This is a genomic window from Amycolatopsis balhimycina FH 1894 (assembly GCF_000384295.1).
GTDB lineage: Bacteria > Actinomycetota > Actinomycetes > Mycobacteriales > Pseudonocardiaceae > Amycolatopsis > Amycolatopsis balhimycina.
Genome location: NZ_KB913037.1, coordinates 5,709,716 through 5,729,026 on the forward strand (window position 1 = coordinate 5,709,716; position 19,311 = coordinate 5,729,026).

Sequence of the window (19,311 nt, forward strand, 5' to 3'; positions counted from 1 at the left end):
CAGGATCCGGCAGTCCCATGGAGAAGGTCGCGGACATCGCTTCCGACATCGGCGAGTACATCCGCCAGCAGCGCAACACCGCGAAGATTTCGTTGCGCCAGCTGTCGAAGCTCGCCGGCGTGTCCAACCCGTACCTGAGCCAGATCGAGCGCGGGGTCCGCAAGCCCAGCGCGGAGATCCTGCAGCAGATCGCCAAGGGCCTGCGCATTTCGGCGGAAGCGCTGTACGTGCAGGCCGGGATCCTCGATCTGCCGACGGGCGGTCCGGTGGGCGACGCGATTCGCGCCGACGCCGAGCTGACCGAACGGCAGAAGCAGGTCCTGCTCGACGTCTACGAGTCCTTCCGCCGGGAGAACGCCGCGGCCCGGCCGGCCGCCGAGTCCGCTCCCACCCCGGACACCCCAGACACCACTCCAGCCGCAGACACCAAGGAGCCAGCATGACCACCCCCAAGACCGAAGACGTCAAGAAGGCCGTCACCACCGCCTTCGACCAGGTCCGCACCCCGCTGCTCGCCGCCCTCGGCGCCGGGAACCTGGCCACCCACGCCGTCACCGACGCCGTGGCGAAGGCCAAGGAGAACGTGACCAAGAGCAGCGAGGTCGCCCGCAAGAACCTGCAGGAGCTGCCGACCGACGTCGAGAGCCTCCGCGAGAAGCTGGACCCGGCCGAGCTGCGCAAGGTCATCGACGAGTACACCGAGGCCGCGCTCAAGCTGTACAACAAGCTGGCCGAGTCGGGCGAGCAGGCGTGGGACAAGATCGCCGCGCAGCCGCAGGTCAAGAAGGCCATCGAGCAGCTCGAAGAGGCCCTGACCACCGCGCAGGGCCAGGTCGAGGTCGTCGGGGGCGAGGTCCGCGAGCGCGTCGACGGCGTGCTGGCCAAGGTGACCAAGCGCACCCGCTCGGCCGGCGAGAAGACCGCCCGCAAGGTGACCGAGGTCGCCGGCGAGGCCGCCGACGCCATCGAGGAGCTGGGTGACGACGTCGCCCACGAGACTCGTTCCGCGAGCCGCCGGGTCGCGAACAAGACGGCCCCGAAGACGGCCGCCCCGGCCCGCCGGACGACGACGGCGAGCACCACCAGTGCCGCGGTGAAGAAGCCGGCCGCGCCGAAGACCGACAAGTAAAAACGCCGTGAACACCCGGCCCCGCCCCCCGGACCTCCGGTGGCGGGGCCGGGGTCGTTCGGGTGGTTTGCCGTAAGCTGTCGCTGTGCTAGTCGCCTTCTGGATCCTCAATGTCATCCACTGGGGCAGCGCGCTGGTCGGGCTCTTCGCCTTCGTGCACGCGCTGCTCCAGCGTGCCGACGCCTACTCGGCGGCCGACCGCAAGACCAAGCCCATCTGGATGCTGATCACCGGCGGCGCGACGCTCGCCATGGTGCTGTTCCCCGTGATGGGCCCCGGGATGATCTTCTACGTGCCCGCGATGGCCGCGGCCCTCGTCTACATAGTGGACGTCCGCCCGAAGCTGATCGAGGTCCAGCGCGGCGGCTCCAGCTGGTGAACTCCTTCCCGTCCTCGCCGCAGCCGGCGGGGACGCTTTAATGGGGGTCATGACCTGGACGATCGCCGGGAGCCTCACCGTCGTTCCCGCCCCCACGCGCACTGATCTGCTCGCCGAGCCCGTTGCCAAGGCGCTGGCCGCGCTCGCCGACCCGGACGCCGTCGGTGTCACCGAGATCGACCCGTCGCTCGCCGACACCGCCGCCTTCTGTGAGGCGTACGGCTCGTCGCTCGAGGCGTCCGCGAACTGCGTCGTCGTCGCCGGCAAGCGAGCGGGCGAAGTCCGCTTCGCGGCCGCGCTCGTGCTCGCGACCACCCGCGCCGACGTCAACGGCGTGATCAAGCGCCGCCTCGACGTCCGCAAGGCGTCGTTCGCGCCGATGGACGAAGCCGTCGAGCTGACCGGGATGGAGTACGGCGGCATCACGCCGGTCGGCCTGCCCGCCGAATGGCCCATCCTGATCGACCGGCGCGTCGCCGACGCTCCCGAGCTCGTCATCGGCAGCGGGATCCGCGGCAGCAAGCTGCTGATCTCCGGAGCGGCGCTGGCCGCGTTGCCCGGAGCTGAGGTCATCGAGGACCTCGCCCGGTGACGTCCGTCTGGCTCCGGTACCTGACCGGAGCCGACATCGACACGCTCGGCGTCACGGACGCGGACATCGTCGGCGCGGTCGAGGACGTGCTCGCCGACCACGGCCGCGGTCAGGTCGTCTTCGAGCCGCGTACGCACCTCGTGCCGGACAACGGCGGCAAGGGCCACTTCAACATCCTCCGCGGCCACCTGTCCGCGAAGCAGGTGAGTGGCGTGAAGGTCGTCGGTGACTTCGTGGGGAACTTCGAACGGGGCCTCCCTTCGGAAATGGCGTTGATCCTGCTGCTCGACCCGGACACCGGCATGCCGCGGGCGATCGTCGACGGCACGATGATCACCGAGGCCCGCACCGGCGCGATGACCGCCGTCGGCGCGAAGTACCTGGCCCGCCCGGATTCACGGGTGCTCGGGCACATCGGCGCCCGCGGTACCGCCTGGTGGAACGTCGTGCTGCTGGATTCCTTGTTCGACTTCGCCGAGATCCGCGTGACCAGCAAGCGCCCGGAGTCACGGGAGGACTTCGGCCGCCGGCTGTCCGAGCGGCTCGGCAAGGACGTCCGCGTCTGTGCCACGGCCGAGGAGACCCTGGACGGCGCGGACATCCAGGTCGAGGCGTCCCGGCTGGTCGAACCCGAGGCGCTGGTGCGCCGCGAGTTCCTCCGGCCGGGCACCTTCCTGGTGCCCTACGGCACGATCAGCGCGCTCGAGCTCACGCTGCTCGACGACATCGACAAGGTCGTCGTCGACGACTGGCGCGAATCGCGGTCCGGCAACCCGCGGTTCGGCGCCCTGCGCCCGCAGCTCAACGCCGGCCTTCTCACCGAGGACAAAGTCCACGCCGAGATCGGCGACATCGTGGCGGGCAGCAAACCCGGCCGCGAGCACGACGCCGAACGGATCCTGTTCTGGCACCGCGGACTGTCCACAACGGACGTTGCGGTGGCGAACATGATCCTCGCCCGTGCCGAGGCTTCCGGCGTCGGCACCATGCTGCCCTACCGATGATCGTCTCCGACAGCGAGTTCGCTGACAGTGAACGGTTGGTTCTGGACAAACCGCTGGTAGAGACGTTGAAGCGGCGCCGGGAAGCGCTCTTGGCGGCGTTGCGAGGCGAGGCACCGGTCTACGGCGTCACCACCGGGATGGGCCGCCTCGCGGGCGTCGCCCTCGACGCGCGGCAGCAGGCCGAGCACCAGCGCAACCTGCTGGTCGGCCGCGCCGTCGGCGGGCCGCCGTGGCTCCCGCCCGAGGACGTCCGCGCGCTGCTCGTCGTCCGGCTGCGCGATTTCCTGCGGCCGTGGTCGGGGGTGAGCCCGGAACTGGTGCAGTTCCTCGTGGACCGGCTGAACGACGGCTTCACGCCGGCGGTCCCGCGCTCCGGCCTCGGCAGCTCGGGCGAGATCATCCCGCTGGCGCACGCCTTCCAGACGTTCCTCGGCCTCGGCACAGTCCTGGAGGACGGCGTCGAGGTCCCGGCCGCTTCGGCGCTCGCCGCGCGTGGCGCCGAGCCGTACGTCCTCGGGCCGAAAGAAGGCGCTTCCCTGTTGCAGGGGTCTCCGCTGGCGATGGTGCACGCTCGGCGCGGCTGGACCGAAACCCAGCAGCTCATCGACCTGCAGACGCTCACCGAAGCGATGGCGATCGACGTGCTCGGCGCGCCACGCGAGGTCTTCTCGCCGGTCATGGCGGGCGGCGACGACCACCTGCGAACGCTGCTGCACGAGCTGAATTCACTGGTCGGAATCGGTCCGGTGCGGCCTGGCGTCGTGCAGGCCCCGCTTTCGGTGCGGGTCGCGCCGCGGGCGCTCGCCCACGCTTCCCGCGTCAACACCGATCTGCACGAGACCTGGCGGCGCTGGGAGACGATGCCCGGCGATTCGCCGTCTTTCGTCGACGGCGCGTTCATCCCGGGCACGGGGTACCACGCGGTGGACGTGGGCCTGCGGATGGACGCGGTCACGGCGGCGCTGGTGCACCTCGGCGAAATCTCGGTGCAGCGCACGCACCGGCTCCTCGACGAGCGGTTCAGCGGTCTCCCGGCGCAGCTCACGGCGGATCCGGGGCCGCGGGCGGGATTGACCCCGCTGCACAAGCGGGCGGCCGGCGAACTGCAGGCGCTGCGCCGGCTCGCGACACCGGCGACGCTCGGTTCGATCGACACTTCGGCCGGTCAGGAGGACGTGCAGGCGTTTGCGGCGGCCGCCGGTGAGCAATTGCGCGCGGCTGCTTCGCACCTCTTCGCGATCACGGCGTGCGAGCTGATCACGGGCTCGCAGGCGCGGTACTTGGCCGGCGGCGACAGTGTTCCAGGTCTTCGCGCGGCGTACGAGTGGGTGCGGTCGGTGGTGCCGCCGGTGGACGAGGATCGTTCGCTCGGCCCTGAGATCTCGCGGTTGATCGCTGCTTGCCGGGCGGCCTACTTCGACGATCTCTCCACACTCACCTGAAAGTCCGGGTTTCCGCTCGCATGTCGACGCCCTCACTGCACTCTGCGGGTGCGGGCTGCTCCGGGATTTCCTTTGCTGCGAAAGGCTTGTGAGTGGTCGGTCCCGCGTGTTTCGCCGCTGTTCAGACTTCGGCCCGCGGGGGCGCCCCCCGTCTCGACACTATCACGCGGCACCGACGTTTTCGGGCCGTCGCAACGAAATCCACCGAGTTGTCCACAGGGTTGCCCAGATGTGGACAACCCGCCGCCGGAGGCCGCCGAAACGGACAGGCGGGCCGGCCGCCGCGCTACGTTCGTCGGTGTGCGCCCTCCGGGGGACACGGGCCCCGGGGAAGGAGGGATACGACGACGGGTCCGCGTGAAGGTGAGGGTGCGGGCATAGGGGTGGAAGCCCAGATCTCGATACAACGGGAGGGCAGCAACGGATTTCGGATGACCGATCACCGGATACACGACGGCTTCGCGAGCGCCGGCGTGGTGGGCCGCGCGCAGCGCGGCGAGGCACACCGCGCGGGCGAGCCCACTGCGACGGAACCCCGGCAAGGTTCCGACGGGCTCCAGCTCGCCGACGGCATTGCGCTCGTCGAGCCAGATCAGGCACTGGGCGGCAAACCGGCCATCGGGTGCTTCGACGACCCAGTCCAGTTCGGCGCGGTACGGCCAGGCGGCCATGACGTTCCGGTAGCTCGGTCCGGTCACCCGTGACGGGTGCCAGACCGCGCGGTGCACGGCCACGCGCCGTTCGAGATCGTCCGGGCCGATCGGCCGGACGGTGAACCCACCGGGCACGACCGGCTCGGGCAGATCCACGAGGAGGCGAGACATATACGACTGGAAAACAGGACGCTCCTGAAGCGCGTAACCGCTTCGCTCCAGCGCGGCGAGGACATGCTTTTCGGCGTCGAGCACGGTGACAGCGAGCTCGGCTCCGGAGGCGGTGTCTTCGAACCAGCCGAGCACCTCGGACGCGAGTCCGGGGCGCGCCGGATCGACGAGCAGCGCCAGTTCGCCGGGTAGCGAAATCCAGCCCCACGCCACGACTTCGCCACTCGCTTCCCACAGCACGGTCGGCCATTCGGCTTCGCGGCCGGCGTGCTGGAACCGCTGCCACGCAAGATCCCCGACGTGCACCGAACTCGCCTTCGACCAGATCCGGCGGGCCAGGCTCTGCATGGCCCGCAGGTCCTCCGGACCGGCGTAGCTGCGGCGCGTGGCGGCGGGCATGGGCAGAATCGTCCTGTGCCGCACCGGCCTTCGCCAAGCGGTTTTACCAATCCGGCCAAAAGTAGGCCGACCCCCGCGCGGCAGGTAACCGTTGCTACTAAGCCATTCGGCCGTGACTGTGGTCGGATTGGTAACGATCGGCACAGTACCGGGAGGGTGGGCGTGGACGGCGGGCTGCTCGGGCGCGCGGCCGCGATGTTCGCGGTGACGGACGTCGACGACTTGGTGCTGCTCGCGGTGTTCTTCGGCCAGGCGGCCGGACGCCGTGGCGAGCTCAAGGTCGTGGCCGGGCAGTTCCTCGGCTTCGCGGCGATCCTCGCGATCTCGGTCGCGGGGGCGCTGGGAGCAGGGCTGCTGCCGGACGGCACAGTCCGCTGGCTGGGCGTGCTGCCGGTGCTGCTCGGAATCCGCGCGGCGTGGCAGGCATGGCGTCAGGACGACGACGAGCCCGCGCCGGCGGCCGGACTGCTCGGCATCGCGACGGTGTGCTTCGCCAACGGCGGTGACAACGTCGGCGTGTACGTCCCCGCGTTCGCCGCGACCGGACCTGCGGGCCTGGCCGGTTACGTGGCGGTGTTCCTGGTGGGTATCGCGGTGTGGTGCGTCGCCGGGCGGTTCCTCGCGACCCGCCCGGGCGTCGCCAAGGTGCTCGCGCGGTGGGGGCACGTGGTGCTGCCGGCGGTGCTGATCGCGCTCGGCGTGCTGATCTTCCTCGGCGCGTTCTAGCGCGATGTGGTCGGCACCGGCTTGCGCGGCTCTGGACTCGCCCGTCTGCTCACCGGCATGCGTGGCAGCCGCCAGTGTCGCGGTGTCTTGAATGACTCATTCAGGTCTTCGGAGGTCCTGAATGAGTCATTCAAGACCTCCGGCGAGCAGCCGACCCGCGAGCCGGGCGCGACTTTGCCGGAACCCGGGAGGGGAGGGGTGGGGGTGGGCCCCGAAGGGGGCGCGGACCGTCACCGCCGAGCAGGCCTACCCGCGACGGGCGTTCTGCAGGGCGAGACCCCGAGGTGTCGCCAAGCGGACGATCAGCGCGAAGACTCCGTCACACAGCAGAGCCAGCACCACAGCCGCCAGGCCGCCCGCGAAGATCTCGCCGTAGCCCTGCGCACCCAATGCGAAGCCGTCGACGATGTAGCGGCCGAGGCCGCCGCCGTCGTTGACGATCGCTCCGATCGCCACCGTCGCGATCAGCTGGAGGAACGACACCCGCGCGCCCGCCAGGATCACCGGCGATGCCAGTGGCAGCTCGAGGCGCAGCATGATCTGCCACTCGCGGTAGCCCGTGCCGCGGGCGGCGTCCACTGTGTCCTGCTCCAAGGACACCACGCCGGCGTAGGTGTTGGTGAACAGCGGTGGCATCGCCAGCGCGACCAGTGCCAGCAGCAGCGGCCAGAACGTCGTGTCCAGCTCCCAGCGGCTGGCCAGGAACCAGAACAGGATGATCAGCCCGAAACTCGGGATCGCCCGGCCGATGTTCACCGCGCTGCTCGCGAGGAACGCGCCGCGGCGGTAGTGGGCCAGCCACAACGCTGCCGGGATCGTCAGGACCGCCGCGATCACCAGGGCCAGCAGCGAGAACCTGAGGTGCTCGAGCGTCCGGGAGGGGACGCCCGCCTTGTCCGTCCAGCTCCAGCGGTTCGGGTCGCCGAGCCACGCGTTCAGCTGGTCGAGGAAGCTCATCGCGCCCGCACCTTCCTCGACCAGGGGGCCAGGAGGCGCTCGCCGAGCCAGAGCACGAGGTCGACGACCACCGCCAGCGCCACCGACAGTGCCACTCCGACGATGATCTCCGTCGGATTGGGCGTCGCCGTCTGGATGCCCGCGCGGATGAAATAACCCAGCCCGCCGAGGCCGAGCATCGACGTCACCGTGACCAGTCCGATCGTCGTCACCGCTGCGACGCGCAGCCCGGCGATCACCACCGGCAGCGCCAGCGGCAGCTCGATCTGCCAGAGCAGCCTGCCCCGCGTGTACCCCATGCCGACCGCGGCCTCGCGGACCTCGTTCGGCACCTGGTCGACGCCCGTGACGATGTTGCGGACGAGGATGAGCAGCGTGTATGTGGCCAGGGGGATCATCGCGGTGAGGAACGTCAGTCCGAAGAACGGCACCAGCACCGCGAACGCGCCGAGGCTCGGGATCACGTAAAGCGCGCCGGCCGCGCTCAGGATGAACCCGTACGACCAGCGGAAACGCAGGGAGAGCACGGCGAGCCCGATCGAGACGACCAGCCCCACGCCGAGCGCGGCGGCGGTCAGTGAGATGTGTTCGCCGAGGCGCTGGACGATGTCGTCCGCGTTGCGGTCCACCCACTTCCACTGGAAGAGCGGGGGTCCGCTGTCGGCGGCCAGCGGGATCACGTGCACCGGCCGACCCTACCCCGATCGAGCGGTCAAATTCCGCAGGCTGGGAATTTGTGACGGTTTCTCCCAGCATGTGGATTCTTGTCGGTGGGCGGCGCTAGGGTCCTTTCGTCTGTTCGAGTGACGAGGGAGTGGGGATTCGTGCGCTGGTTCCGGAACGCGTCGATGGTGGCGGTGGCTGTCGCGGCGACGCTCGGCTTGGCCGCCTGTGGTGGTGGCAGCGGCAGCGGTGACAAGCCCGCCGCGCAGAGCAAGGGTGGCGCGCCGATCGTCGTCGCGTCCTTCAACTTCACCGACAGCCAGATCCTCGCGGAGATCTACGCGCAGGCCCTGGAAGCCAAGGGCTACCCGGTGGCGCGCAAGCTGAACCTGGGCTCGCGCGAGCTGATCTACCCGTCGCTGAAGTCCGGTGAGCTGCAGTTCATCCCGGAGTACCAGGGTGCGGCGATCACCACCGGCTTCGGCAAGGAAGCCGGCAAGACCGCGCAGGAGGAGCACGACCAGCTGGCCAAGCTGTTCGAGCCCAGCGGTGTCGCGCTGCTGAACTTCGCGGCCGCCGAGGACAAGAACACCTACATCGTCAAGTCCGACCTGGCCAAGGAAAAGGGCCTCGCGTCGATCAGCGACCTGAAGAAGCTGGACAAGGTCGTCATGGCGGGCCCGCCGGAGTGCGAGAAGCGGCTTCCGTGCTTCAAGGGCTTCACGGACGTCTACAAGCTGACCAACATCACCTTCCAGACCATCCAGGAAGCCGGGCCGCGCGTCCAGCAGCTCAAGTCGGGCGCGGTCACGGTCATCCCGGTCGACTCGGTCAGCCCGCTGACCGGCGACTCGAACTACACCGTGCTCAAGGACGACCTGAACATCGTGCCGACCGAGAACGTCGTGCCCGCCGTGAACAAGAAGGTCGCCGACGAGCGCGGCGCCGACTTCGCCAACGCGGTCAACGCGGTGAGCGCCAAGCTGACCACGGATGTCATGCGCGACCTGAACAAGCGCGTCGACTCCGACGGCGAGAAGGCCGCCGACGTCGCGAAGGACTGGCTCGCCCAGGCCGGTCTCTGAGCAGGAGGGCCCTCGGAACACCTCCGAGGGCCCTCACCCTCACTCGTCGGTCACGAGGATCCCGGCGGGGACGCCCGCTACCTCGATCTTGCGCCAGATCGAGCGCCAGACCGGCAGCTCGTGGTAGCGCCGCAACTCGGCGACGCCGCTGAGCCAGCCGCCCCAGGCCGAATACGGCGGGTTGGCGGGGTCGAAACCGCTGTGCACGATGGTGAGCCGGGTCCGGCCGTCCGAACCGGCCAGCTCCCAGGTGGTCGTCTCGTTGTCGGCGAAGCGCAGGGCCGCCTTGCGGCCTGGTTCGAACTCGACGAACTTGGCCCCGCCCGGGTCCACATCGAACCCGCCCATCGCGAACCGGCCGCCCAGCCGGGGCTCGATGTCCACGTTGGCGCGGAACCAGCGGCGGAAGTGCTCCGGCTGGACCAGGGAGTCGAACACCTCGGCCGGTGCCGCGTCGATGACGACCGACGCGCGCAGCTGGTCCGAGGTGAAGTCGATCTTCGGGGTCAGCTCACGGCCGGCCAGGTAGTCGGCCAGGTTGGCGACCGCCAGCGCCCAGAACGTCTGCACCGCGCCACGGGCACCGGCCTTGTCGGCCAGCACCTCCTCGAAACTGGGCAGGTCGCTGTGGCTGAGCGTCACCAGCGTGCCGTCCTGATCCTCGTCCACCTCGAACTGCACCGTGTCCTCCACACCCTCCACGGTCCAGCCGAACCGGATGCTGCGCTCGTCCACGTGCAGCACGCGCTGGTGCGGCTCGGCGCCGTCCGGGGTGGAGGGGCCCCAGAACTCGAATCTGGCGGGCAGATCGACCTCGGCGTGCTCGGTCAGCCAGACACGCAGCGCGGCCGGATCGGTCAGCGCTTCGTACGTGACCTTCGGCGGAGCCGGAACGACCGCGCGAAGGACCAGGTCAGGTTCGGTCATCGGGATTTCCCTTCGGGTAGCAGGCGACGGCCAGGCGGAACGCGTCGCCTTCGGCGCCGCCGTAGCGGGTGAACAGGTCCTGCAGCGTCTGCTGCAGGTCGTCGAGGAACGCCTTGCGCTGCTCCGGGCGCACCCGGATTTCGCCGGACACGCCGATCGACGGCAGATCCGGCCGGGTGCGGTCGAGGGCGGCGACGTCGGCCTGAACGTCCTCCATCAGGTCGATCAGGTAGCCGAGGCTGAGCCGGTCGCGGGTCTGGCGCAGCCCGATCCGCCCCACCAGGCTCGGCGCCAGCCAGTAGGACCGGGCGGCCGCCTGATAGATCCCCTCGTGGATCCCGCGCACCCGGCGCTCGGCGACCTGGCCGGCCAGACCGGCCTCCACCAGGCGTTTCACGTGGTAGTAGACCCGCTGGGGGGTCTGGTCGAGCTCGGCCGCCACCTCGGTGCACGACCGGGGCTCGGCGAGCTGCCGCAGCACTTCGATCCGCTGCGGCTTGAGCAGGGCCTCGGCCTGCTCGATCTGATCGAGGTAGACGATGTCTCTCATGGCGAAAATCAGCTTGTATGTAAAAAAACTTTTTGTCAATGGTCCGGCCGAGGCCGAGAGCGAGTGGTTCCGGGGACTAAGCGGTCCCGCGCACGACCCAGGCGCGGGCGGACAGCGGGATCGAGCCGTCCGGTGCGGTCGGCAGGCGGCTGCGCAGGAGTTCGCGGATCTGGTCCCGGCGGGCCTCGGGAAGGGTCGCGAGGTACGCCGGCCCCGGGCCCTGCCGGCCGAGGAACGGCTGCCAGTAGTCGTCGAAGCCGGTGAACACGGTCGGGATCCTGACCTCGTCGATCGCCACGCCGTCCAGGCCCGCGTCCGACCACAACCGGCCGAGCGGCTCCGGCCGGCAGAGGGGGAACCGGCGGCCTTCGTGCAGGTCCGCGGCCGCCGGGTCCACCTCGGCCGCGGCGTCCCAGAAGTACCGGAGCAGCTCCATGCCCTGCGCGAGGTCCCACAGGTAGGCCACGTCGAGGCCGCCGGGAACGGTCACCCGCCTGATCTCCGCGGCGGCCGCGGCCGGGTCGGGGACGAAGTTCAGCACGAGCCCGGAAACGACGACGTCGAAGCGGTCGTCCGGGAACGGCAGCTCCCGGGCGTCGGCGAGCGTGAACGACGCCCGCGGATCGGTCACGCGCTCCCGGGCCGTGGCCAGGAATCCTTCGGATGGGTCAACGCCGGCGATCTCGGCCGGGTCGGCCGCGGTCAGCACCGCCGCCGTCAGCGCGCCGGTCCCGCAGCCGACGTCGAGCCAGCGGCGGCTCGCGGGGACGTCGAGCCCCCGCACGAACGTCTCCGCGAGCCGGCGGCTCCAGCGGCCCATGAAGGCTTCGTAAGCGTCACCCGATTGCCACATGCTGGGGAGTACAGCACAAAAACCGCTGGTCAGCCGTCAGCCAGGTCACCGGTCGCGGTGTGCCCCGCCGACGTCGCGCGGTGGAGGAACTCCGCGATCAGCGCCAGCTCGTCTTCGCTGTAGCCGGCGCAGAGCTCGTCCATCGCGGTGTTCATCCCCGCGTAGAGCCGGAACAGCTCGGCGTTGCGGCCGCGGACCGCGCGCACGGCGACCGCGCGCCGGTCGGCCGCTTCGGGGTCGCGTTCGCGGACGATCCAGCCGCCCTTCTGGAGCCGGTCGAGGATGCCGGTCATCGTCGCCGGGTGCAGGCCCGCGCGGCGGGCGAGCGCACTCGGGCTGAGCGGGCCGTGCCGGGCGATCAGCTCGAGGCAGTCCAGGTCGACGTCCTTGAGGCCCAGGTGCGCGCTGACCTGGTGGTTCAGCAGCGAAAGCTGGTTGCGCAGCTCCCGCAACGACTCCTTCACCACCACGGTCGACCGGCGGCGGCCCGCTCGCGAACTCATACGACCCTCGTATCATCTGGACTACCGGCAGCCTAACCGCCGAGGGCCATCCTCGTGTGCGCGCGGACGTCGGCGTCCCGCCCGCCGGCGGTGCGCCGCTCGGTGAAATCGTGGACCCTGATCCGTACGTCGGGAAAAGGAGTCAAATGGGAAAGGTCACGGCCACCGCGGAGCGCACGATCGACGCCCCGGCCGACAAGGTCCGCGCGCTCGTCGCCGACTACGCCGAAACGCGCCCGAAGCTGCTCACCGAGCACTACCGCGACTACGAGGTGACCGAGGGCGGCGTCGGCGCCGGGACCAAGGCCGGGTGGAAGCTGCAGGCAACGTCGAAGCGCGTGCGCGACGTCAAGGCCACCGTCACCGAGCCTCGCCCGGGGACACTGGTCGAAACCGACGCGAACTCCAGCATGGTCACCACGTGGACGGTCGCCGAAGCGGGTGAACGTAGTGTCGTGAAGATCGAGACCGCCTGGGACGGTGCGGGCGGCATCGGCGGTTTCTTCGAGAAGACCTTCGCGCCGGGTGGGCTGAAGAAGATCTACGACGGCGTGCTCGGGAAGCTCGCGGAGATCGTGTAACCGATCACAATCGGAATCTGCGCCCCGGTTAGCTGGTTACATCGGGTGGAATCCGGGGCGTCTGCCCCGCTTCGAGACTTTGGAGGAGATTCGACGATGAGCACGGCGACCGAAATCCGGCTGGCTTCGCGGCCGGAAGGTGTTCCGACGCACGACAACTTCGAGATCGTCGACACCGAGGTGCCGGCGCCGGGTGCCAACCAGATCCTGGTCCGCAACCTGATCATGAGCGTCGACCCCGCGATGCGTGGCCGCATGAAGGACGTCAAGTCCTACGCGCCGCCGTTCGGAGTCGGCGAGGTCATGTCCGGCGGGGCCGTCGGCGAGGTCGTCACGTCGAACGTCGACGACGTCAAGCCGGGTGACCACGTCCTGCACCAGGCCGGCTGGCGCACCCACGCCGTGCTCGACGCGGGCCGGTACGTCAAGGTCGACGGGGCCGCGGCGCCGCTGTCGACGTACCTCGGCGTGCTCGGCATGCCGGGCCTGACCGCGTACTCGGGCCTGCTGGAGTCGGCCGAGTTCAAGCCGGGCGACACGGTGTTCGTGTCCGGCGCGGCCGGCGCGGTCGGCTCGCTGGTCGGGCAGATCGCGAAGCTGAAGGGCGCCAAGCGCGTCATCGGCTCCGCGGGTTCGGCGGAGAAGGTCCGCCACCTGATCGACGACCTCGGCTTCGACGCCGCCTTCAACTACAAGGACGGCCCGGTCGTCGAGCAGCTGCACAAGGCGGCGCCGGAGGGCATCGACGTCTACTTCGACAACGTCGGCGGCGAGCACCTCGAAGCGGCCATCGACGCCATCACCGTGCACGGCCGGATCGCCATCTGCGGGATGATCTCCACGTACAACGCGACCGAGCCGACGCCGGCGCCGCGCAACCTCGCGCAGGTCATCGCCAAGCGGCTCACCATCCGCGGCCTGCTGGTGATCGACCACTGGCACCTGCAGCAGCAATTCGTCAGCGAAGTCGCGCCGCTGGTCAGCTCCGGCGAGATCAAGTACTCCGAGACCTTCGTCGACGGCATCCGCAACGCGCCCGAGGCGTTCCTCGGCCTGCTGTCCGGGGCCAACACCGGCAAGATGCTGGTCCGCATCGCGGACTAGAGCAGCTCGGCCAGCTCCGGCAGGGCCGAGATCGTGTACGTCGGCTCGGGTGAGCCGGGCAGCGGGCGGACGCCGGGACGGGCGAGCAACGCCGTCCGCAGCCCGGCCGCCTGCGCGCCCGCGATGTCCCAGTCGTGCGCGGCGATCATCACCGCCTCCTGCCCGGGGTAGGCGGCCACGACCTGGTGGTACGGCTCCGGCGCGGGCTTGAGCCGGCCGGCCTGCTCGGCCGAGAAGATCCGGTCGAAGAGCGGGGCCAGGCCGGAGTTCTGCAGCTGGGCCTCGGCGGTGGCGAGCGGCGAGTTCGTCAGCGCGACGACGGTGTGGCCCGCCTCCCGGAGCTTCGCCAGGCCTGCTTCGACGTCCGGATGGGCGGGGAGGCTCCGCAGCCCTTCCCCGAGCGCGGCGAGATCGACCTCCCGCCCGTGCCGGGCGGCCACCTCGACGGCGGCCGCGCCCGCGATGCCGGCGAAGTCCTGGTAGCCGCCGGTCGCCGTCACCGTCAGGACGGTGTGGATGGCCAGCCCGAACCACTCGCGCCGCAGTTCGGGGCCGCCGACCAGGGCGTCCATCGGGGCGAGGTCGAGCAGGGTCTCGTTGACGTCGAACACGCACAGCATGCGGCGCTCCGGAGGTTCGAAGGTTGTCGTACCTGACCGAAGGTACGACAGCTGTCGTACCATGTCCAGCATGCCCGGTGAACTGCCGATCCCCGAGATGGCCGACGTCGACCTCGGCGCCGTCCTGTCCGCGCTCGCCGATCCGCACCGCCGCGCGGTGGTCCTGGAGCTCGTCGGCGGCGACGGCGGTGAGCGGGCCTGCTCGTCGTTCCCGCTGCCGATCGCCAAGTCGACCCGGACGCACCACTGGCGCGTGCTGCGCGAGGCCGGCCTGGTCCGGCAGCGCGACGCGGGGAACGGCACGTTCGTCCGCCTGCGGCGGGACGAGTTCGACGCGCGGTTCCCCGGCCTGCTCGACGTCGTCGCCGAGATCAGTACTGCTGGGTCATCGCCCGTTCGTCGAGCCTCGCGTCCAGCTCCTCCGCCGAGACCGGCAGAGCCATCTGGTCGCGCATGATCGTGCCCATCGACGGCAGCGACGAACGCTCCGGCCACGTCGACGGGTCCCATAGCGACGACCGCAGGAACGCCTTCGCGCAGTGCATGTACAGCTCCTGGACCTCGACCACCACCGCGAGCTTCGGCCGCTTTCCCTTGACCACCAGCGAGTCGAAGTACGGCGCCTCCGACACCAGGGTCGCGCGGCCGTTGACCCGCAGCGTCTCGTTCATGCCCGGCACCAGGAACAGCAGGCCCGCGTGCGGGTTGTCGACGATGTTGCGGAAGCTGTCGACCAGCTTGTTGCCCGGCCGGTCCGCGAGCACCAGCGTCGTCTCGTCGAGCACCAGTACCGAGCCCGCCGGGTCGCCGCGGGGTGAGACGTCGCAGCTGCCGTCCGGCGCCGACGTCGCCAGCAGCACGAACGGCGAGTGCTCGATCAGGTTTCGCGCGTGCTCGTCGATCCGGTCGATGACCTTCTTCTGCGTCAGCTCGGCGGCCTCGCCGATCACTTCGCGCAGTGCCTCGTGTGAGTCGATGATCCCCATGTTGCCAAGCTAGCGCGCCCCACCGACAGCCCGGCCGATGATGGCGGCGCGCGCGGCTTCCGTGGACTTGCGCACCACGAGGTCCACCGAATAGCCGTGCTTCACGAAGACGCCGTCGAGGTGGAACGTGCCGTAGCCGTGGGCCTGGGTGAACAGCTGCTCCATCAGCTCCAGCGCGGTCGCCGGGTCCGGGGCGACGGCCAGGCAGCGCATGAGGAACTCGTCCGTCAGCCGCCGGGTCTGCTCGTGGAGGCCGGTGTGCTGCGGGCCGTGGAGACCGTCGGCGTAGATGACGTTCATCCCGGCCCGGCGCTCGATCAGGTACCGCGTGTACGCGCCCGCGGCCGCCGCGAGGGCGTCTGCCGGGTCTTCGTGCTCGCCGGCCGCGGTGGCGACGCGGTCCGCCAGCTGGCAGGCGATGTTGCCCGCGACCTCGGCCAGCAGGCTTTCCCGGGAGGCGAAATGCCGGTAGGGCGCACCGGGGCTGACCTTCGCCCGCCGCGCGACCTCCGCGACCGAGAAGCCTTCGAGGCCGTGTTCGGCGATCAGGTCGAGTGAGACGCGCACGAGCTCGCCGCGGAGGTCGCCGTGGTGGTACTTGCCGCCCATGGCCTGGCTCACATCTCTCGCTCGGAATATGTAAGAGACCTCTTACGTCGTTGATGTATGAGACCTCTTACGACGGTACTTGAACTTGGAGGGTTCCATGAGCACGACCACGCACGCCATCGCCGCCCCGGCGCCGGGCGCGCCGCTGGCGCCGACCACGATCGAGCGCCGTGACCTGCGTCCCGGCGACGTGCTGATCGACATCGCCTACGCCGGCATCTGCCACAGCGACATCCACCAGGCCAAGGAGGACTGGGGCCAGGCGATCTTCCCGATGGTCCCGGGTCACGAGATCGCCGGCGTCGTCGCCGCGGTCGGCTCGGACGTCACGAAGTACCAGGTCGGTGACCGCGTCGGCGTCGGCTGCATGGTCGACTCCTGCGGCGAGTGCGAATACTGCACGGCCGGCACCGAGCAGTTCTGCGTCAAGGGCAACATCCAGACGTACAACGGCGTCGGCTTCGACGGCGAGAACACCTACGGCGGCTACAGCAACCAGATCGTCGTGAAGGACGCCTTCGTCTGCCGCATCCCGGAGGGCATCGACCTCGATGTCGCCGCGCCGCTGCTGTGCGCGGGCATCACCACCTACTCGCCGCTGCATCACTGGGGTGCCGGCCCCGGCAAGAAGGTCGCCGTGATCGGCCTCGGCGGACTCGGCCACCTGGGCGTCAAGATCGCCGCCGCCATGGGCGCCGAGGTGACCGTGCTGAGCCAGAGCCTCAAGAAGCAGGAGGACGGGCTCAAGCTGGGCGCTTCCGAGTACTACGCGACCAGCGACGAGGCCACGTTCGACGTCCTGCGCGGCAAGTTCGACATCATCCTCAACACCGTGTCGGCCAAGCTGCCGATCGACGCCTACCTGAGCCTGCTCAAGGTCGGCGGCGCGATGGTCAACGTCGGCGCGCCCGGCGAACCGCTGGCCTACAACGCCTTCTCGCTGCTCGGCGGTAACAAGGTGCTGGCCGGCTCGATGATCGGCGGCATCGCCGAGACGCAGGAGATGCTGGACTTCTGCGCGAAGCACGGCATCGGCGCGGAGATCGAGACGATCTCGGCTGACAAGGTCAACGAGGCCTACGAGCGTGTCGAGAACTCCGACGTGCGCTACCGGTTCGTCATCGACGCCAAGACCATCGGCGCGTGACGAACTGCACGGCAACCGGTCAGAACACCACTGTCCGGTTGCCGTGCACCAGCACCCGGTTCTCCAGGTGCCAGCGCAGGCCGCGGGCCAGCGTCACCTTCTCGATGTCCCGGCCCTTGCGGACCATGTCCTCGACCGAGTCGCCGTGGTCGACGCGGATGACGTCCTGCTCGATGATCGGGCCCGCGTCGAGGTCCGCCGTCACGTAGTGGCACGTCGCGCCGACCAGCTTCACGCCGCGCGTGTGTGCCTGGTGGTACGGCTTCGCGCCGATGAACGACGGCAGGAAGCTGTGGTGGATGTTGATCGCCCGGCCCGCCCACTCGCGGCACAGGCCGGCGGGCAGGATCTGCATGAACCGGGCCAGCACCACCGCGTGCGGGTCGTGCTCGTCGACCAGCTTGCGCACCTGCTCGAACGCCGCTTCCTTGCCGCCGGCCGGGAACGGCACGTGGTGGAACGGGATGCCGTGCGCACGGGTGATGTCGCCGAGGCTCTCGTGGTTGCCGATCACCGCCGCGATGTCGACGTCCAGCTCGCCGGAGGCGACGCGGCCGAGCAGGTCGTACAGGCAGTGCCCGGCCTTCGAGACGAGGATCACCGCGCGGCGCCGCTCGCCGGTGTCGGTGACCTGCCAGCTCGATTCGGCGGACAGCTCCGCGGCCACCTCACCGAAGCGGGCGCGCAGTTCGGCGGCGTCGAAGGGCAGTGAGTCGGCCCGGACCACCTGGCGGGTGAAGAACCAGCCCGTGTCCGGGTCGGTGTGGTAGGCCGCCTCGACGATCCAGCCGCCGTGCTCGGCGAGGAACCCGGAGATCCGGGCGATGATGCCGGTGCGGTCGGGGCAGCCGAAGGTGATGACGTAGCGGCGTTCGGGAGCGGTCACGCCGGACATTGTCCCTTGCGCTGGTCAGGGCGCCGCGAGCGGTGCGAGGTCACCCGTGACGGACGCCTGGTGCGGACGGCCCCACAGCGCGCGGTAGACGTCGTCGGCGGCGCCGGCGACCTCCGCGCCGGGCTCGCCGACGGTCCACGTGCGCTCCGGCGTCGTGACGCGCACGTCGGCTTTGTTGCCCAGGCGTGGGGTGAGGTAGGTCAGGAACTCGTCGATCCCGTCGTTCGCGAACTCCGGCGAGAAGCGCGTCCGCGGGACGTCGTCGAGCGCCGATTCGGCGTCCAGGCGGTGGATCGCCGTCTCGTGGGCCATGCGCCGCGTCCAGTCGCCGACCGTCGACTCGAAGCCCGGGTACGGCGAGAAAGCCGGGGCTGCCGGGTCGTGGCTCAACGCTTCGCGCAGGGCGAGACGCTGGCCGTCCCACCACCCGAGGACGTCGTCCCAGTCTTGCGGAGGCGCCGGTTTCACGGGCCGGTTCACCGCCAGGCCGATCGCGAAGCCGTGCACGAACGCGATGTGCGTCACCAGGTCATGGACAGTCCATTTCGGACAGTTCGGCACCCGTGCCAGGGGCCCGGTCGTCAGCGCCGCCCGCTTGAGCCCGTCGGCGTGGACGTCGATCGCTTCGAACAGCCGCATGGGCCGACCGTAGCCGTCGCCCGGCTTCGATGGCGAACACCAAGCCCAGCCCGAGGCTGAAGGACAGCAGCAGGCCCTTGCCCGGCTCGTCCGCGAAGGCGGCTCCGCCGGCGAGGCCGATCAGCACGCTGTACACCGCCCAGATCGCCGCGCCGGCGGCGTCGAGCAGCACGAACCGGTGTGGCGGGTAACCGAGGCTGCCGTTGGCGAGGGCGCTGGCGACCCGGCCGCCCGGCAGGTAACGGGCGGCGATGATCAGCAGGCCGCCGTGGTCGCGCACCTGGTCGCGCGCCCATTCGTAGCGACGGCGCCCGTCCGGCCCGCGCTGCAGCCGCGCGACCGCCCGCGGCCCCGCGAACCGGCCGACGGCGTACCCGAGGCAGTCCCCGGTCCACGCGCCCCCGGCCGCGACCGCGGCGAGCAGCGTGAGCTGCGCGGGATCGGGCCCGAGCAGGACGGCGACGGTGACGACGGTCGTCTCGCTGGGCATGAACGGCAGCAGCGCGTCCAGCCCGGCCACGGCGAAGACGAGCACCCACAGCCACGGCGAGCCCAGCGCGCCGCGCAGCAGCTCGGTGACGTACGCCAGCAGTTCCACGGCTCAATGGTGATCACCGCAGGTCACTTCGGGGTGACGGAGCGGGGGTGGCCCGGTGAACGTCATGAACGAGTCGTTCATGTCACCGGACGTCATGAA

General features: G+C 70.1%; 25 protein-coding genes. 12 read left to right on the top strand and 13 right to left on the bottom strand.

Features of this window, described 5'->3' with window-relative positions; translation table 11 throughout:
* The first annotated feature begins 17 nt into the window (after positions 1 to 17).
* From A3CE_RS0125835 to A3CE_RS0125860, 6 genes are all read left to right on the top strand, one after another.
* Positions 18 to 443, top strand: a complete 426-nt coding sequence (locus tag A3CE_RS0125835) for a helix-turn-helix domain-containing protein (protein ID WP_020643011.1) — start codon at positions 18 to 20, stop codon at positions 441 to 443.
* Positions 440 to 1,129, top strand: a complete 690-nt coding sequence (locus A3CE_RS0125840; protein WP_020643012.1) for a membrane protein — start codon at positions 440 to 442, stop codon at positions 1,127 to 1,129. Before A3CE_RS0125835 ends, A3CE_RS0125840 begins: the two co-directional genes overlap by 4 nt.
* Positions 1,130 to 1,214: 85 nt before the next feature.
* Positions 1,215 to 1,508, top strand: coding sequence for a DUF2516 family protein (locus tag A3CE_RS0125845; RefSeq protein ID WP_020643013.1), 294 nt, complete (start codon positions 1,215 to 1,217; stop codon positions 1,506 to 1,508).
* Positions 1,509 to 1,557: 49 nt separating this feature from the next.
* Positions 1,558 to 2,100, top strand: coding sequence for a YbaK/EbsC family protein (locus A3CE_RS0125850; protein ID WP_026468860.1), 543 nt, complete (start codon positions 1,558 to 1,560; stop codon positions 2,098 to 2,100).
* Positions 2,097 to 3,104 (top strand): ornithine cyclodeaminase family protein, encoded by a 1,008-nt coding sequence (locus A3CE_RS0125855; protein WP_020643015.1) that lies wholly within the window; start codon positions 2,097 to 2,099, stop codon positions 3,102 to 3,104. Before A3CE_RS0125850 ends, A3CE_RS0125855 begins: the two co-directional genes overlap by 4 nt.
* Positions 3,101 to 4,546, top strand: a complete 1,446-nt coding sequence (locus A3CE_RS0125860) for an aromatic amino acid lyase (protein ID WP_020643016.1) — start codon at positions 3,101 to 3,103, stop codon at positions 4,544 to 4,546. Before A3CE_RS0125855 ends, A3CE_RS0125860 begins: the two co-directional genes overlap by 4 nt.
* Before the next feature lie 32 nt (positions 4,547 to 4,578).
* Here A3CE_RS0125860 and A3CE_RS56725 read toward each other — a convergent pair whose 3' ends face one another.
* Positions 4,579 to 5,769, bottom strand: a complete 1,191-nt coding sequence (locus A3CE_RS56725; RefSeq protein ID WP_125592074.1) for a GNAT family N-acetyltransferase — start codon at positions 5,767 to 5,769, stop codon at positions 4,579 to 4,581.
* A gap of 162 nt (positions 5,770 to 5,931) precedes the next feature.
* Between A3CE_RS56725 and A3CE_RS0125875 the strand changes: the two genes are divergently transcribed.
* Positions 5,932 to 6,495 carry a cadmium resistance transporter gene (locus A3CE_RS0125875; RefSeq protein ID WP_020643019.1) on the top strand — a complete coding sequence of 188 codons (564 nt, stop codon included), beginning with the start codon at positions 5,932 to 5,934 and terminating at the stop codon, positions 6,493 to 6,495.
* A gap of 246 nt (positions 6,496 to 6,741) precedes the next feature.
* On the opposite strand, the gene A3CE_RS0125880 is transcribed toward A3CE_RS0125875, so the two are convergent.
* Entirely contained in the window at positions 6,742 to 7,452 is a 711-nt protein-coding gene (locus A3CE_RS0125880) for an ABC transporter permease (protein ID WP_020643020.1), read from the bottom strand.
* A complete protein-coding gene (locus A3CE_RS0125885; protein WP_020643021.1) occupies positions 7,449 to 8,138 on the bottom strand; it encodes an ABC transporter permease in 690 nt (229 codons plus the stop codon). The genes A3CE_RS0125880 and A3CE_RS0125885 overlap by 4 nt, the downstream gene beginning before the upstream one ends.
* Before the next feature lie 138 nt (positions 8,139 to 8,276).
* Between A3CE_RS0125885 and A3CE_RS0125890 the strand changes: the two genes are divergently transcribed.
* Positions 8,277 to 9,200, top strand: coding sequence for an ABC transporter substrate-binding protein (locus A3CE_RS0125890; RefSeq protein ID WP_020643022.1), 924 nt, complete (start codon positions 8,277 to 8,279; stop codon positions 9,198 to 9,200).
* 39 nt (positions 9,201 to 9,239) lie between these two features.
* Here A3CE_RS0125890 and A3CE_RS0125895 read toward each other — a convergent pair whose 3' ends face one another.
* The 4 genes from A3CE_RS0125895 to A3CE_RS0125910 form a co-directional block, all read right to left on the bottom strand.
* Positions 9,240 to 10,127 carry an SRPBCC family protein gene (locus A3CE_RS0125895; RefSeq protein ID WP_020643023.1) on the bottom strand — a complete coding sequence of 296 codons (888 nt, stop codon included), beginning with the start codon at positions 10,125 to 10,127 and terminating at the stop codon, positions 9,240 to 9,242.
* Positions 10,114 to 10,677 (bottom strand): winged helix-turn-helix domain-containing protein, encoded by a 564-nt coding sequence (locus A3CE_RS0125900; protein WP_020643024.1) that lies wholly within the window; start codon positions 10,675 to 10,677, stop codon positions 10,114 to 10,116. The genes A3CE_RS0125895 and A3CE_RS0125900 overlap by 14 nt, the downstream gene beginning before the upstream one ends.
* A 76-nt stretch (positions 10,678 to 10,753) precedes the next feature.
* Positions 10,754 to 11,530: a class I SAM-dependent methyltransferase gene (locus tag A3CE_RS0125905; RefSeq protein ID WP_026468861.1), complete on the bottom strand. Its 777-nt coding sequence runs from the start codon at positions 11,528 to 11,530 to the stop codon at positions 10,754 to 10,756.
* A gap of 29 nt (positions 11,531 to 11,559) precedes the next feature.
* Complete coding sequence (locus A3CE_RS0125910) at positions 11,560 to 12,033, bottom strand: MarR family transcriptional regulator (RefSeq protein ID WP_020643026.1); 474 nt, start codon at positions 12,031 to 12,033, stop codon at positions 11,560 to 11,562.
* A gap of 146 nt (positions 12,034 to 12,179) precedes the next feature.
* Between A3CE_RS0125910 and A3CE_RS0125915 the strand changes: the two genes are divergently transcribed.
* Together A3CE_RS0125915 and A3CE_RS0125920 are read left to right on the top strand one after the other, a co-directional pair.
* Entirely contained in the window at positions 12,180 to 12,614 is a 435-nt protein-coding gene (locus A3CE_RS0125915; RefSeq protein ID WP_020643027.1) for an SRPBCC family protein, read from the top strand.
* Between the two features lie 96 nt (positions 12,615 to 12,710).
* Entirely contained in the window at positions 12,711 to 13,718 is a 1,008-nt protein-coding gene (locus A3CE_RS0125920; RefSeq protein WP_020643028.1) for an NADP-dependent oxidoreductase, read from the top strand.
* Here the strand turns inward: A3CE_RS0125920 and A3CE_RS0125925 are convergent.
* A complete protein-coding gene (locus A3CE_RS0125925) occupies positions 13,715 to 14,338 on the bottom strand; it encodes a haloacid dehalogenase type II (RefSeq protein WP_020643029.1) in 624 nt (207 codons plus the stop codon). The genes A3CE_RS0125920 and A3CE_RS0125925 overlap by 4 nt on opposite strands.
* Positions 14,339 to 14,408: 70 nt before the next feature.
* Here A3CE_RS0125925 and A3CE_RS51665 point away from each other — a divergent pair, with 70 nt between their 5' ends.
* Complete coding sequence (locus A3CE_RS51665; protein WP_169524015.1) at positions 14,409 to 14,795, top strand: ArsR/SmtB family transcription factor; 387 nt, start codon at positions 14,409 to 14,411, stop codon at positions 14,793 to 14,795.
* On the opposite strand, the gene A3CE_RS0125935 is transcribed toward A3CE_RS51665, so the two are convergent.
* Complete coding sequence (locus A3CE_RS0125935; RefSeq protein WP_020643030.1) at positions 14,710 to 15,324, bottom strand: pyridoxamine 5'-phosphate oxidase family protein; 615 nt, start codon at positions 15,322 to 15,324, stop codon at positions 14,710 to 14,712. The genes A3CE_RS51665 and A3CE_RS0125935 overlap by 86 nt on opposite strands.
* 9 nt (positions 15,325 to 15,333) lie before the next feature.
* Positions 15,334 to 15,945, bottom strand: a complete 612-nt coding sequence (locus A3CE_RS0125940; RefSeq protein ID WP_026468863.1) for a TetR/AcrR family transcriptional regulator — start codon at positions 15,943 to 15,945, stop codon at positions 15,334 to 15,336.
* A gap of 85 nt (positions 15,946 to 16,030) precedes the next feature.
* On the opposite strand from A3CE_RS0125940, the gene A3CE_RS0125945 reads away from it, so the two are divergent.
* Complete coding sequence (locus tag A3CE_RS0125945; protein WP_020643032.1) at positions 16,031 to 17,080, top strand: NAD(P)-dependent alcohol dehydrogenase; 1,050 nt, start codon at positions 16,031 to 16,033, stop codon at positions 17,078 to 17,080.
* A gap of 19 nt (positions 17,081 to 17,099) precedes the next feature.
* Here A3CE_RS0125945 and purU read toward each other — a convergent pair whose 3' ends face one another.
* Genes purU through A3CE_RS0125960 form a run of 3 tightly spaced genes read right to left on the bottom strand, consistent with a single transcriptional unit; the run spans position 17,100 to position 19,212 of the window.
* Positions 17,100 to 17,975, bottom strand: a complete 876-nt coding sequence (gene purU / locus A3CE_RS0125950; protein ID WP_020643033.1) for a formyltetrahydrofolate deformylase — start codon at positions 17,973 to 17,975, stop codon at positions 17,100 to 17,102.
* A gap of 15 nt (positions 17,976 to 17,990) precedes the next feature.
* A complete protein-coding gene (locus tag A3CE_RS0125955) occupies positions 17,991 to 18,614 on the bottom strand; it encodes a maleylpyruvate isomerase family mycothiol-dependent enzyme (protein WP_084641793.1) in 624 nt (207 codons plus the stop codon).
* Positions 18,505 to 19,212, bottom strand: coding sequence for a DedA family protein (locus tag A3CE_RS0125960; protein WP_020643035.1), 708 nt, complete (start codon positions 19,210 to 19,212; stop codon positions 18,505 to 18,507). The genes A3CE_RS0125955 and A3CE_RS0125960 overlap by 110 nt, the downstream gene beginning before the upstream one ends.
* Positions 19,213 to 19,311 lie beyond the last annotated feature (99 nt).

Bases quoted from the DNA above. Each gene is read 5' to 3' on its own strand.
- A3CE_RS56725 (WP_125592074.1), bottom strand. From the start codon at position 5,769: ATGCCCGCCGCCACGCGCCGCAGCTACGCCGGTCCGGAGGACCTGCGG.
- A3CE_RS0125840 (WP_020643012.1), top strand. From the start codon at position 440: ATGACCACCCCCAAGACCGAAGACGTCAAGAAGGCCGTCACCACCGCC.
- A3CE_RS0125905 (WP_026468861.1), bottom strand. From the start codon at position 11,530: ATGTGGCAATCGGGTGACGCTTACGAAGCCTTCATGGGCCGCTGGAGC.
- A3CE_RS0125925 (WP_020643029.1), bottom strand. From the start codon at position 14,338: ATGCTGTGCGTGTTCGACGTCAACGAGACCCTGCTCGACCTCGCCCCG.
- A3CE_RS0125915 (WP_020643027.1), top strand. From the start codon at position 12,180: ATGGGAAAGGTCACGGCCACCGCGGAGCGCACGATCGACGCCCCGGCC.
- A3CE_RS0125945 (WP_020643032.1), top strand. From the start codon at position 16,031: ATGAGCACGACCACGCACGCCATCGCCGCCCCGGCGCCGGGCGCGCCG.
- A3CE_RS51665 (WP_169524015.1), top strand. From the start codon at position 14,409: ATGCCCGGTGAACTGCCGATCCCCGAGATGGCCGACGTCGACCTCGGC.
- A3CE_RS0125835 (WP_020643011.1), top strand. From the start codon at position 18: ATGGAGAAGGTCGCGGACATCGCTTCCGACATCGGCGAGTACATCCGC.
- A3CE_RS0125880 (WP_020643020.1), bottom strand. From the start codon at position 7,452: ATGAGCTTCCTCGACCAGCTGAACGCGTGGCTCGGCGACCCGAACCGC.
- purU (WP_020643033.1), bottom strand. From the start codon at position 17,975: ATGTCCGGCGTGACCGCTCCCGAACGCCGCTACGTCATCACCTTCGGC.
- A3CE_RS0125895 (WP_020643023.1), bottom strand. From the start codon at position 10,127: ATGACCGAACCTGACCTGGTCCTTCGCGCGGTCGTTCCGGCTCCGCCG.
- A3CE_RS0125920 (WP_020643028.1), top strand. From the start codon at position 12,711: ATGAGCACGGCGACCGAAATCCGGCTGGCTTCGCGGCCGGAAGGTGTT.
- A3CE_RS0125910 (WP_020643026.1), bottom strand. From the start codon at position 12,033: ATGAGTTCGCGAGCGGGCCGCCGCCGGTCGACCGTGGTGGTGAAGGAG.
- A3CE_RS0125860 (WP_020643016.1), top strand. From the start codon at position 3,101: ATGATCGTCTCCGACAGCGAGTTCGCTGACAGTGAACGGTTGGTTCTG.
- A3CE_RS0125850 (WP_026468860.1), top strand. From the start codon at position 1,558: ATGACCTGGACGATCGCCGGGAGCCTCACCGTCGTTCCCGCCCCCACG.
- A3CE_RS0125935 (WP_020643030.1), bottom strand. From the start codon at position 15,324: ATGGGGATCATCGACTCACACGAGGCACTGCGCGAAGTGATCGGCGAG.
- A3CE_RS0125900 (WP_020643024.1), bottom strand. From the start codon at position 10,677: ATGAGAGACATCGTCTACCTCGATCAGATCGAGCAGGCCGAGGCCCTG.
- A3CE_RS0125955 (WP_084641793.1), bottom strand. From the start codon at position 18,614: ATGCGGCTGTTCGAAGCGATCGACGTCCACGCCGACGGGCTCAAGCGG.